Below are 12,097 nucleotides of genomic sequence, written 5' to 3' on the forward strand. Positions count from 1 at the left end.
CAACCCGCTACGACAAGCTCGCCGTACGCTACGAAGCCGTCGTCATCATCGCCGCGATCAACCAGTGGCTCAAAGCCTTATGAAACACGGCCTAGTCGCGGTCCCAGGCGTAGGGGTCGACGTAGATGACGTGACCGCCGCGGTCGTCGGACTCGTCCACGATGTCCCTGCGCGGCGGGCGGGCCGGGCCGTCCGAGGGCTCGGCCGCGCGTGGGCGGGCCTGGGCCAGGGTCTCGGCCTCGGCGGAGGCGTGCTCGTCCTGCCAGTCGTCCCTGATGACCGGGATCTCCTGGGTGTCGGCCTCGGTGGCGTCCATCCAGTGGCCGGGCAGCGGGCGCGGGTCGGACTCGGCCAGGCCCACCTTGCTGGCCGCCTTGGCGATGGCCGCCCCCGCCTTGCGGACCGGGGCGGCGGCCATGTCGAGCGGCGCGCGGGCCTTCTTGTTGAGCAGCAGCAGGTTGGCCACGCCCGCCGAGATGCCGGCCGCCACGCCCACCTCCAGGGCCACCGACAGGGCCACCTCCCAGGGGGACGGGCCGATCGCCGACAGCCGGCCGCCGCCGATGGGCCCGCCGGACAGCGCGGCCAGCAGGCCGGCGACCAGGCCGGTGGAGACGCCGGTCAGGAAGCCCCACAGGGGGGCGGCCTCGTACGAATGCGAGGGCGAGATCCGGGCCACGAACACGCCCGCCACCGCGCCCGCCGCGAACGGCAGCGCGATCACCGCCATCATCCACGCGGGCACGGGCCCGCTCTCGGGCAGCGCGCCCAGCAACGGCAGGCTCGGCACCGTGCCGAGCTCGACGCCGGTCGGGGCGACCAGCGTGTCCGCGCCGATGGCGAAGCCGGGGCCGGCGATGTAGGAGGAGGCCCAGATCACGGCGTTGAGCAGGTAGAGGAGCTGGAGCAGCAACAGCAGCACGCCGCCGACGAAGCCCGGCGCGAGCACGTTCGACAGGTCTCTGACCTGGCCGAAGTTCAGCGCGACCGCGACCAGCACCAGCCCCAGCCCGGACGCCAGCAGCGCCGTGGTGGCGACCGCCGTGCCGACCGTGACCGCCCGCAGCCGCTCGGGCAGCAGCTTGAGCATGATCCGCCACGGGCCGATCATGCGCGCGGTGGCCAGCGAGCCCGCCAGGAAGGCCAGCACGAAGTGGCTGAGCAGCGCCTCGCCGATGAACGGCTGGGTGATCTCGTTGCTCGCCACCAGTGCGATCAGCCCGGCCAGCAGCGCGTAGGGGGCCGCCAGCGAGACCCCGGCCTGGCCGACCAGGACGAGCTGCGCGCGGCGGCGGGCGTTGGCCTGCTCGCGCGGGCTGTTCTTGGGCAGCCGGGCGGGCAGGCGCAGCCGCAGGTCGGCGTCGCGGGCCATCCACCGGCCGGCCCGGTAGAGCAGGAAGGCGGGCAGCACCATCAGGCCGAGGGGCAGCAGCCCGACCCGGCCGCCGGGCATCGCGAACCCCGCGTGGTGCGCGGCCAGCCAGAGCTGCGCCGCCGCGCGGAACACGCCGGGCAGGCCCGCGCCGAGCGTGCCGCGCGGCGCGGCGATCCAGCCGACGAGGGTGAGCGTGGTGAGCACGGCCAGGCCGACGCCGAGCGTGCAGGCGGCGGCGAGCATGCCCGACACGGGTAGCGGCCGCCTCGTCTCGTCGTCGTCGGTCGAGACCCCGGGGAGCTTGCCGAGCACCGACTTGGGGGCGGTACGCAACTGGTCGAGAATGGCCGTCACAGATGCGATTTTCTCAATCTTTCCCAACCATCGCTTGGTTGACGCGCCGCAGTGGGTCCACTTTGTCGCTGTGAGACCCCCGCGAACGCCCCTCGCGCCCCTTTCCCCGCCCTTTACGCGCCGCCCGGCGGGCCCTGGGACGCCCCGCGGCATGGAAAAGCCCCGCATGGCGGCGGCCAGGCGGGGCTTTTCCACGCGTGACTAGCGGGACTGCATGATCTCGCGCATCAGGCGGGCCGTCTCGGAGGGGGTCTTGCCGACGCGGACGCCGACCTTCTCCAGAGCCTCCTTCTTGGCCTGGGCGGTGCCGGCCGAGCCGGAGACGATGGCGCCGGCGTGGCCCATCGTCTTGCCCTCGGGGGCGGTGAAGCCCGCGACGTAGGCCACGACCGGCTTGGTGACGTGCTGCTCGATGTAGGCCGCGGCCCGCTCCTCGGCGTCGCCGCCGATCTCACCGATCATCACGATCGCGTCGGTGTCGGGGTCGTCCTGGAAGGCCTGGAGCGCGTCGATGTGCGTGGTGCCGATGACCGGGTCGCCGCCGATGCCGACCGCGGTCGAGAAACCGAAGTCGCGCAGCTCGTACATGAGCTGGTAGGTCAGCGTGCCGGACTTCGAGACCAGGCCGATGCGGCCGGCGGTGGTGATGTCGGCGGGGATGATGCCGGCGTTGGACGCGCCGGGCGAGGCAATGCCGGGGCAGTTGGGCCCGATGATGCGGGTCTTGTTGCCCTTGGCCACCGCGTACGCCCAGAACTCGGTCGAGTCGTGGACCGGGATGCCCTCGGTGATCACGACGCAGAGCGGGATCTCGGCGTCGACGGCCTCCTTGACGGCGGCCTTGGTGTGGGCCGGCGGCACGAAGACGACCGACACGTCGGCGCCGGTCTGCTCCATGGCCTCCTTCACCGTGCCGAACACGGGCAGGCCCTCGTGCGTGATGCCCGCCTTGCGGGCGTTGACGCCGCCGACGACCTTCGCGCCGGAGGCGAGCATGCGGCGGGTGTGCTTGGTGCCCTCACCGCCGGTCATGCCCTGAACAATGATCTTGCTGTTCTCGGTCAGCCAGATAGCCATGACTCACGCACCTACCGCAGCGAGCTCGGCGGCCCGCTTGGCCGCGTCGTCCATCGTGTCAACCAGCTCGACCCGCGGGAGCGCGGCGTCGGCCAGGATCTGCCGCCCGAGCTGGGCGTTGTTGCCGTCGAGGCGGACCACCAGCGGGTGCGTCACGGCCTCGCCGCGGCTCTCCAGCAGCTTGAACGCCGAGACGATGCCGTTGGCCACGGCGTCGCAGGCGGTGATGCCACCGAAGACGTTCACGAAGATCGACTTGACGCTCGGGTCGGAGAGGATGATCTCCAGGCCCGCGGCCATGACCTCCGCCGAGGCGCCGCCGCCGATGTCGAGGAAGTTCGCCGGGGACGGCTTGCCGGGGAACGCCTCGCCCGCGTAGGCCACCACGTCGAGGGTGGACATGACCAGGCCCGCGCCGTTGCCGATGATGCCGACGTTGCCGTCGAGCTTGACGTAGTTGAGGTCCTTCTCCTTGGCCTTGGCCTCCAGAGGGTCCTCGGCGGCCTTGTCGGCCAGCGCCTCGTGGTCGGCCTGGCGGAAGCCGGCGTTCTCGTCGAGGGTGACCTTGCCGTCGAGGGCCTTCACCTGGCCGTCGGCCGACAGGATCATCGGGTTGACCTCGACCAGCGTGGCGTCCTCGTCGACGAAGCAGTGCCACAGCTTCTCGATGAGCTCGGCGGCGCCGTCGAGCGACTTCTCGGGCAGCCCGCCGGCCACCGCGATCTCGCGGGCCTTGGCGCGGTCGATGCCGTCGAGGGCCGAGACCGGCACCTTGGCGACCTTCTCGGGCGTGCTGTGGGCGACCTCTTCGATGTCCATGCCGCCGGCGGCGGAGCAGATCGCGAGGAAGGTACGGTTGGCGCGGTCGAGCAGGAAGGAGAAGTAGTACTCCTCCGCGATCGCGCTGGCCTCCTCCACGAGCACCTTGTGGACCGTGTGGCCCTTGATGTCCATGCCGAGGATGGCGGTGGCCTTCTCGACCGCGTCGGCGGCGTCGTCGGCCACCTTCACGCCGCCGGCCTTGCCGCGACCGCCGGTCTTGACCTGGGCCTTGACGACAACGCGGCCGGTCAGCTCCTCAGCCGCCGCCCGCACCTCCTCCACGGTGTTGGCGACGATGCCGCGTGGCACCGGGATGCCGTAGTCAGCGAAGAGCTCCTTCGCCTGATGTTCGAACAGGTCCACGAGGGTCCGTCCTTGCTTATCCGACTGATGTTCGACGGCCCGGGCAACTGCGCTGACGGTCGCGTCCGCTCGCCGCTCGTGTCGGCTTCGTGCCTCGCTCTCTCACGGCGAGCTCCTACGCTCAGGGGTGCGTGCCGGGCGTTTCCGCCAGTGAAGCCTAGCCCCAAGCTTGACCTGCACAGGTCATCGGGGCACGGTTCTTCCGCTATGTGACGGTGATCTCACTTCACCATGTCCCTCTCTGCACCGAAAGTGCACCAATTCGCTGCCTTATGCGGTGTCTGTCGATATATGGTCGTGATCTTCAATTGGCAGGATTCCTGCTCCCCTCATTCTTGATCTGAAGGAATCGGATGAAGCGAATTATCGCGGGCCTGGCCCTGGCCTCCGCAGCGGCGCTCGTGACCGCGACCCCGGCCCAGGCCGCGCCCGCGGATCCGGCGAAGGCGCTGAAGAAGCAGTACGTCGCCGGACACGGCGTACGGTTCACCGAGACGTCCCGCTCCTCGATGGACGGCAAGAGCACCGGAACGATGAAGACGTCCGGCGTTCTGGAGTTCGGCAGGTCCGGAATCGTCGCCTCGGACGTACGCAATCGCAGCACCGGCAAGAACGCCGACCTGTACGCGTCGCTGATGCCGTCGCGGACCATCACCGTGGGCAAGCACGCATATGCGCAGGGCGGCCTTTACAGCGAGGGCCTGCCCGAGGGCAAGAAGTGGGTCCGCTACCCCAACACCGGCCCGCGGATGAGCACCTCCAACCAGATGCTGGACGTCTTCGAGCCCAAGGTGCTGAAGATCCTCCTCTCCCACGCCGCGAGCACCAAGGGCGGGATCTACCGCGGCTCGGTCACGGTGAAGGAACTCGGCAAGATCTACGGCCAGAGCGTCGACAAGAAGGTCGCCAAGGTCAAGGTCTCGTACCTGCTCGCCGTGAACTCCAAGGGCCTGGTCACCAGGGTCGTCAGCGACTGGACCCTCGACTTCGGCATCCTCGGCGCCAGCCACAGCACGACCGAGACCCGCTTCACCGGCTGGGGCGCCAAGGTCAAGGTCAAGGCCCCGCCGGCCGACCAGGTGGCCGACATCGCCGACCTCGGCGACGACAGCGCCGTTCCGCAGGACATCCCGGACGGCTCCCTCAACTCCCTGGGCAGCATCAGGTAGCCCCCTCCTAAGGACACTCATGAAGCGATTGCTCGCGGCCGCGGTGACGGCCGCGGCACTCATCCCGGCCGTCCCCGCACAGGCGGCCGTGGACCCGGTCACCGCACTGAAGCGGCAGTTCGTCCCCGGCCACGGGGTGACGATCTCCGAGACCGCGCGGACCGAGTCGAAGCGCCCGCGCGACGGCGAGGTCACCCGCATGGCCGGCTCCGTGGAGTTCGGCGCGTCCGGGCCCGTCGCGGCCGACGTCGTGTTCAGGACGATCGGCGACGACGACAGCCGGCAACGCTGGATCAGCGTCGGCGGCAAGGTCTACGTGCAGGCGGCCGACCTGGCCGACGACCTGCCCCTGGGCAGGACGTGGGTGCTCATGGAGCACCTCAAGGGCAAGGTGATCACCTCGGCCCAGCCGGTCGACGTGCTGGCGCCCAGGACGGTCAAGGCCCTGGTCTCGCATGCCGGCCTCAAGGACGGCCTCCGCCAGGGCGCGCTGACCCTCGCGCAGGCGCGCGGGGCCGGCGCGCACGAAGGGTTCCGCTACCAGCTGGGCCTGAACGCCCAGGCGTTGCCCGACCGCGTCGTCACCGGCCAGAGCCTCACCCCGGGCTCGCGGAGCGTCGTCGAGACCCGGCTCTCGGGCTGGGGCGCGAAGGTCAGCGTCAAGGCCCCTCCGGTGGACGAGGTCATCACCTACAAGGAGCTGATGGCCGAGAAGCGGGCGAGAGCCGAGAAACTCCGCCAGGCCATCCCCGACGGTTCCACCAGCTCGCTCGGCCTGTTCGACTGAGCCGCCGAGCTGTCGACAATCCCCCTCGAAACAAGGACACAACCGCACATGAAGCGAACCCTCACCGGCGTCGCGCTGGCGACGGCCGCCGCCCTGGTGGCCGCCACCCCCGCGCTGCTCGCGGCGCCGGCCCAGGCGGCCGCGCCCAAGAACCCCGTGACCGCCGTGAAGAAGCAGCTCGTCCCCGGCAAGGGGGTGAAGTTCAGCGAGCGCATCAGCGTCACCGACGGCACGCGCAGCGAGGTCTTCATCCGGCGCACGGGAACCTTCCAGTTCAGCAGGTCGGGTGTCGCCGCCTCGGACATCACGGGCAAGTTCGCCCTCAACATGTCCGACCTGGGCGACGAGCCCTCGGAGGAGCTCAAGGCCCTCGCCACGCCCGAGCGCACGATCCGGATCGGCACGACGTCGTACCTGTCCGGCGGCATGTGGACCACGGTCCTGCCCGAGGGCGAGACCTGGTTCAAGGCCCCGCACGGCCCGACGGGCGGCATCACCGGCACGTTCGGCCAGCCGGTGAACGTCGCCGAGCAGGCCACGCTCAAGACCCTGCTCAAGACCGCCAAGCCTGTGAGCGGCGGCTACGCCGGCACGATCACCGTCCGCGACCTGCGGAAGGTCTCGCCCTGGTACCGGGCGACCGCGATCGACCCGCGGCCCACGGCCAAGGCGCTGAAGAGCGTCATCAGCTGGAAGCTCACCCTTGACGCGGCCGGCCTGCCGGTGCGCCTGGTGGCCACGTTCCCGCAGACCGCGATCACCGGCTCCGGTTCCAAGAAGGACGGCGTGCGGGTCGACACCCGCTTCACCGGCTGGGGCGGCGCCGTGTCGATCAAGGCTCCGACGGCTGAGGACGTCTCCAGCGAGTTCGAGAACGGCAAGGACGACATCTCCTCCCTCGACCTGCCGTTCGGCGTGAGCGTCGCCAAGTAGCACCCGCCCGTGCCCGTCCCGTCGCCGCTCGGCGGGACAGGCGCGGTGCCCGGCCCGCGCCCGACCGGGCGCGGGTCAGGCGAGGCGGGAGTCGCGCAGGGCGGCCCACTCCAGGGAGTGCCTGATGCCCTCCTCGACGGTGAACCTGGTCTCCCAGCCGAGCAGCCGCCGCGCCCGGTCGCTGCGCGTGTACGCCCCCGCCACGTCACCGGGCCGGGCGGGCGCCTCGACCACGTCGATCGGCCGGTCGACGACCCGGTTGAACGCCTCGGCCAGCTCGCGGACCGTCGTGCCCGCGCCGGTGCCGAGGTTGATCACGTCGGCGTCCAGGGAGTCGAACCGGCGCAGCGCCGCCACGTGCGCGGCGGCCAGGTCCCAGACGTGGACGTAGTCGCGGATGCCCGTGCCGTCGCTCGTCGGGTAGCCGGTGCCGGTGATCGCGAACGGCACGCCGTCCTCGTACGCCTCGATCATCTTGCCCAGGGCGTGGCTGGGACGGCGCAGTTGCAGGCCCGTGCGCATCGCCGGGTCGGCGCCGATCGGGTTGAAGTAGCGCAACGACAGGATGCGGATCGGCCGGGTGGCGGCGATGTCGGCGAACATGGCCTCGCAGACCGCCTTGGTCCGGGCGTACGGGCTCTGCGGGGCGAGCGGCGAGCTCTCGTCCACGGTGTGGTCCGCGCCGGCCTGGTAGATCGACGCGGACGAGCTGAAGATCATCCGTTCGCAGCCGTTGCGCAGCAGGTGGTCGGCGAACTCCAGGCTCTTGGCGACGTTCGCGCGGTAGTAGCCGACCGGGTCCGCGACGGAGTCGGGCACGACGATCAGGGCCGCGCAGTGGACGACGGCCTCGATGTCGGGGTGCTCGGCGAAGATCTTGTCGACGAGGGCGCCGTCGCCGATGTCGCCCTCGTAGAAGACCCGTCCGTCGGCGAACTCCCTGCGGCCCGTCACGAGGCTGTCGAGGATCACGGGCTCGATGCCGGCGTCGAGGCACGCCGACCCGATCGTGCTGCCGATATAGCCCGCCCCACCGGTAATCAATACGCGCATGCCCGAACCCTACGGGGATGTCACGGGGGTCGCGCGCGGTCTGGATGATCTTCGCGTGGTCCGGCCCGCGGGGACATCGTGTCGATCTCCGGCTGGTCATGTCGGCCCAGCCGTGCGACATTTCCTGGTATGGGCAGGGACGTGCCAGTCGTCGTGTTCAGCCGGGACGATCGCCGGAAATATCGGGAAAAGGTGCGTCGATGTCTCGACGTCTTCGCCCAGATGTTGCGCGAGTCCCGCTTCGAGTTCGACCGCCCCCAGGCCGGCCTGGAGATCGAGCTCAACATCGTGGACGCCCGTGGCGAGGCCGCCATGCGCAACGCCCAGGTGCTGGCCGCGATCGAGCAGCCGGACTGGGCCACCGAGCTGGGCCAGTTCAACATCGAGATCAACGTCGAGCCCCGGGAGCTGACCGGCGACGGCCCGCTCCACCTGGAGGCGGACGTACGAAGGCGGCTCAACCACGCCGAGGAGCGCGCCCGCTCCCAGGACGGGCACCTGGTGCTGGTCGGCATCCTGCCCACGCTGCGCGAGCAGGACATCAGCGAGGGCACCCTGTCGGCCAACCCCCGCTACCGCCTGCTCAACGAGCAGATCTTCGCCGCCCGCGGCGAGGACCTGCACCTGTGCATCGAGGGCGTGGAACGCCTCGACACCCACGCCGACAGCGTCGCGCCCGAGGCCGCGTGCACCAGCGTCCAGCTCCACCTCCAGGTCAGCCCGGAGGCGTTCGCGCCGCACTGGAACGCCGCCCCGATCATCGCGGGCCCCCAGGTCGCCGTCGCGGCCAACTCCCCCTACCTGTTCGGCAAGGAGCTGCACCGCGAGACCAGGATCGCGCTGTTCGAGCAGGCCACCGACACGCGTCCGGCCGAGCTGAAGACGCAGGGCGTGCGGCCGCGGGTGTGGTTCGGGGAACGCTGGATCACCAGCGTCTTCGACCTGTTCGAGGAGAACGTCAGCTACTACCCGGCGCTGCTGCCGCTGTGCGAGGAGGAGGACCCGCGGGCCGAGCTGGACCAGGGGCGCATCCCCCAGCTGCACGAGCTGACCCTGCACAACGGCACCATCTACCGCTGGAACCGGCCCGTCTACGCGGTCGTGGACGGCGTGCCGCACCTGCGCGTGGAGAACCGCGTCCTGCCCGCCGGGCCCACGGTGGCCGACATCGCCGCGAACGCCGCGTTCTACTACGGCCTGATGCGCGTGCTCCCGTCGGCCGAGCGGCCGATCTGGAGCCAGATGTCCTTCCGCACCGCCGAGGACAACCTCGCCGCCGCGGCCCGGCACGGTCTGGACGCCCGGCTGTACTGGCCGGGGCTGGGCGAGGTGCCGGCGGCCGAGCTGATCCTGCGCCGGCTGCTGCCCATGGCACGCGAGGGCCTGGCCGCGTGGGGGGTGCACACGCCGGTCGCCGACCGGCTGCTCGGCATCATCGAGGGACGCTGCCTGACCGGCCGCACGGGCGCGACCTGGCAGGTCGAACGGGTGCGCGCGCAGGGCGGCGACCGCCACGAGGCGTTACGCGCCATGACGTTGGACTACATCGACCGCATGCACGGCAACGATCCGGTGCACACTTGGGACGTGTGAACCTCGTGCGACCCCGCCTCCTCGTCCTGGCCCTCGTCCTGCTGCTGGCCGGCTGCGGCCTCACCCGGCCCGCGTCCAGGGACGTCCAGGGGGCCGACACGTTCGAGGACGACATCCGGGCCGCGCGCACGCTCACCGAGTCGTTCTGGACGGAGTTCTTCGACCAGCAGGGGATGACTTATCGGCCTATCGCCGACTTCATCCCTTACTCCGGGAGTTCGGGGCCTTCCTGCGGCGGCGAGCCGTCCGTGCCGAACAACGCCTTCTACTGCCCCGAGGGCCATTTCATCGCCTACGACCAGGCCTGGATGGAGTCGCTGTGGAACGACATGGGCGACGGCTCGGTGTACGTGATCATCCCCCACGAGTTCGGGCACGCCGTCCAGGCCCAGCTCAGGACCGGTTTCGAGCTGAACGTCCAGGCCGAGCTGCAGGCCGACTGCTACGCCGGCGGGACGCTGGCGGCCCTGGTCGGCTCAGGCTCCCTGCGCGCCCAGCCCGGTGACGAGGACGAGCTCATGACCAGCCTGGAGGCCGCCGGCGACCCCACGGACGACTGGCTGAACCCCGCCGCCCACGGCACCGCCGAGCAACGCCAGGCCTCCTTCGCCGGCGGCTACGAGGACGGCGTGCGCGCCTGCTGAGGGTGTACGCGCGGGTCAACCCAGAGGATGATGTGTCTGATCATGACCTGCCTCTACGGTGGAGGCATGCCACTGGAGGAGATCGGCTGGCTGCGCAGAGGCGCGTGCAGGTCCAGCGACCCTGACCTCTTCTTCCCGCTCGCGCCCTCACCGTTGCAGGAGTCCCGCGCGAAGGCGGTCTGCGCCCGCTGCCCGGTCATCGACGAGTGCCGCTCCTACGCCTTACGCGAGGGCGAGACGGAAGGCATCTGGGGCGGCCTCACCCCCCAGGAACGCCGCCGCACCCGCTTCCCCGCCGGCTGGCGCAACTCCGCCGCCTCCTGACCCACCCACCGACCACCCCGCCCCCACCGGACGCCGACGTTCCGCGGTGCGACGTAGCCTGCAAGGGTGCTGTTGCGCTCGATCGCCGTCCTCACCGCCGCCAACGTCCTCAACAACAAGATCGCTCCCAGGCTCGCCCCCCTGACGTCCGCCGCCGCCACCGCCGCGCTCGTGGCCATGGCACGCGGGCACGGGGTGTCGTGGCGTGAGCTGGGGTTCGAGAAGGCGTCCCGTGGAGCGGCCGTCGGCGGCGCGCTGGCGACGGCCGTGGCCGCCGTCTACACCGTGGGCATCGCCGTGCCCCGCACCAGGCCGCTCTTCCACGACGAGCGCGCCCTGTCGCTCTCGCGCGCCCGCGCCCTGGAGGAGGCCCTGCTCCAGGTCCCCCTGGGCACGGTCCTGCTGGAGGAGGTCGGGTTCCGCGGCGCGCTGCACGGCATGCTGGCCCGCCGGCACGGCCCGGCCGCCGCCACGGCGCTCTCCTCGGCCCTGTTCGGGCTCTGGCACATCCTCCCGGCGATCGACATGGCCCGCGCCAACCCGGCGCTCGGCGCGCTGACCGCGGGCGAGTCGCCCGCCCGTCTCGACGTCGCGCGGGTGGTGGCGGGCAGCGTGGTGTCCACCGCGGCGGCGGGGGTGCTCTTCTGCGAGCTCCGGCGGCGCGGCGGGCTGCTGGCGCCGTCGATGCTGCACCTGGCGACCAACTCGCTCGGTTACCTTTTCGCGAGGATCTCGGTGAAGGCCGGGCGCGACGGCCGGAGGAAGACTTCCTCCGGCTGAGGATGAGATTTCCACCTCGGAAGATGAGAATTCTTCCTCTGTCCTTGGAACGGTCCAGGAAGTTCGCCTCGATGCCTTTACCTTCACCCCAGACGGGCATCGCGGGAGCTCTCGTGGCTCCCTGAATGCGTACATCAAGATCAGAAGCCCTGATATGCGGTGGAGGTACGGAGGTGGTGCTGCATGCGTACGGTGATCGACATCGACACGGAGCTGCTGGAGACCGCGCAGGCCAGGCTGGGCTCGCCGACCGTGAAGGAGACGGTGCGCGCCGCGTTGCAGGCGGTCGTCGACCGGGGCCGGGAATGGGCCGGCGCAGTCGAGGCATTCGAGTTCTGGCGTACGGAGGGGAGCCCGGATCTTCCGGACCCGGAGATCCGGCAGCATGTGTGGCGACCACAGGACTGACGTACCTGCTCGACAAGAGCGCCCTCACCCGCATCCGGACGAGCGACGTGGTCGCCAGGGCCCTTCACCCGCTCTATGCGGCGCGGGTCGTCGCGACCTGCGCCGTCATCGATCTGGAGGTGCTCCACGGCGCCCGTGACCTCGCCCATCACCAGCGCATCCTGCGTGCGCAGCGCCAGTGCGTCAGCCTGCCGCTGAACCAGGAGGTGCAGTCGCGGGCCATCGCGGTGCAGCGGCAACTGGTCGGGATCTCCCGCCACCGTGGCATCGGGCCGGGCAACCTGCTGATCGCCGCCTGTGCCGAGGTGCATCAGGCGACGATCCTGCACTACGACCGGGACTTCGACCTCATCTCCGAGGTCACCGGGCAGCCCGCGCTCTGGGTGGTGCCGCCGGGCTCGATCCCCTGAGCCGG

At 70.8% G+C, this 12,097-nt stretch carries 13 protein-coding genes; 9 read left to right on the forward strand and 4 right to left on the reverse strand.

What is annotated here, in order from left to right; genetic code table 11:
* Positions 1–91: 91 nt before the first annotated feature.
* From ABT158_RS39850 to sucC, 3 genes are all read right to left on the reverse strand, one after another.
* Positions 92–1,729 carry a cell division protein PerM gene (locus ABT158_RS39850; RefSeq protein WP_352362699.1) on the reverse strand — a complete coding sequence of 546 codons (1,638 nt, stop codon included), beginning with the start codon at positions 1,727–1,729 and terminating at the stop codon, positions 92–94.
* A gap of 201 nt (positions 1,730–1,930) precedes the next feature.
* A complete protein-coding gene (gene sucD, locus ABT158_RS39855; RefSeq protein ID WP_125644468.1) occupies positions 1,931–2,806 on the reverse strand; it encodes a succinate--CoA ligase subunit alpha in 876 nt (291 codons plus the stop codon).
* A 3-nt stretch (positions 2,807–2,809) separates the two neighbouring features.
* Positions 2,810–3,991 (reverse strand): ADP-forming succinate--CoA ligase subunit beta, encoded by a 1,182-nt coding sequence (gene sucC / locus ABT158_RS39860; RefSeq protein WP_352323902.1) that lies wholly within the window; start codon positions 3,989–3,991, stop codon positions 2,810–2,812.
* Positions 3,992–4,344: 353 nt separating this feature from the next.
* Between sucC and ABT158_RS39865 the strand changes: the two genes are divergently transcribed.
* Genes ABT158_RS39865 through ABT158_RS39875 form a run of 3 tightly spaced genes read left to right on the forward strand, consistent with a single transcriptional unit; the run spans position 4,345 to position 6,880 of the window.
* A complete protein-coding gene (locus ABT158_RS39865) occupies positions 4,345–5,160 on the forward strand; it encodes a hypothetical protein (RefSeq protein ID WP_352362701.1) in 816 nt (271 codons plus the stop codon).
* 19 nt (positions 5,161–5,179) lie between these two features.
* Positions 5,180–5,947 (forward strand): hypothetical protein, encoded by a 768-nt coding sequence (locus ABT158_RS39870; RefSeq protein WP_352362703.1) that lies wholly within the window; start codon positions 5,180–5,182, stop codon positions 5,945–5,947.
* Positions 5,948–5,995: 48 nt separating this feature from the next.
* Positions 5,996–6,880, forward strand: coding sequence for a hypothetical protein (locus ABT158_RS39875; protein ID WP_352362705.1), 885 nt, complete (start codon positions 5,996–5,998; stop codon positions 6,878–6,880).
* Between the two features lie 75 nt (positions 6,881–6,955).
* Here ABT158_RS39875 and galE read toward each other — a convergent pair whose 3' ends face one another.
* Complete coding sequence (gene galE, locus ABT158_RS39880; protein WP_352362707.1) at positions 6,956–7,933, reverse strand: UDP-glucose 4-epimerase GalE; 978 nt, start codon at positions 7,931–7,933, stop codon at positions 6,956–6,958.
* A 192-nt stretch (positions 7,934–8,125) separates the two neighbouring features.
* On the opposite strand from galE, the gene ABT158_RS39885 reads away from it, so the two are divergent.
* The 6 genes from ABT158_RS39885 to ABT158_RS39910 all read left to right on the forward strand — a co-directional run bounded on the left by ABT158_RS39885 (position 8,126) and on the right by ABT158_RS39910 (position 12,092).
* A complete protein-coding gene (locus ABT158_RS39885; RefSeq protein ID WP_352362709.1) occupies positions 8,126–9,526 on the forward strand; it encodes a glutamate-cysteine ligase family protein in 1,401 nt (466 codons plus the stop codon).
* The gene (locus tag ABT158_RS39890) at positions 9,523–10,170 is read left to right on the forward strand and encodes a neutral zinc metallopeptidase (protein ID WP_352362711.1); all 648 of its coding nucleotides are present in this window, start codon (positions 9,523–9,525) and stop codon (positions 10,168–10,170) included. Before ABT158_RS39885 ends, ABT158_RS39890 begins: the two co-directional genes overlap by 4 nt.
* Before the next feature lie 66 nt (positions 10,171–10,236).
* Complete coding sequence (locus ABT158_RS39895; protein WP_352362713.1) at positions 10,237–10,494, forward strand: WhiB family transcriptional regulator; 258 nt, start codon at positions 10,237–10,239, stop codon at positions 10,492–10,494.
* Between the two features lie 66 nt (positions 10,495–10,560).
* The gene (locus tag ABT158_RS39900; RefSeq protein ID WP_352362715.1) at positions 10,561–11,274 is read left to right on the forward strand and encodes a CPBP family glutamic-type intramembrane protease; all 714 of its coding nucleotides are present in this window, start codon (positions 10,561–10,563) and stop codon (positions 11,272–11,274) included.
* A 183-nt stretch (positions 11,275–11,457) separates the two neighbouring features.
* Positions 11,458–11,682 (forward strand): type II toxin-antitoxin system VapB family antitoxin, encoded by a 225-nt coding sequence (locus ABT158_RS39905; protein ID WP_352362717.1) that lies wholly within the window; start codon positions 11,458–11,460, stop codon positions 11,680–11,682.
* Positions 11,664–12,092, forward strand: a complete 429-nt coding sequence (locus tag ABT158_RS39910; protein WP_352362719.1) for a PIN domain-containing protein — start codon at positions 11,664–11,666, stop codon at positions 12,090–12,092. The genes ABT158_RS39905 and ABT158_RS39910 overlap by 19 nt, the downstream gene beginning before the upstream one ends.
* Positions 12,093–12,097: the final 5 nt, after the last annotated feature.

The sequence above is a fragment of the Nonomuraea sp. NPDC001636 genome (assembly GCF_040298265.1).
Lineage (GTDB): Bacteria > Actinomycetota > Actinomycetes > Streptosporangiales > Streptosporangiaceae > Nonomuraea.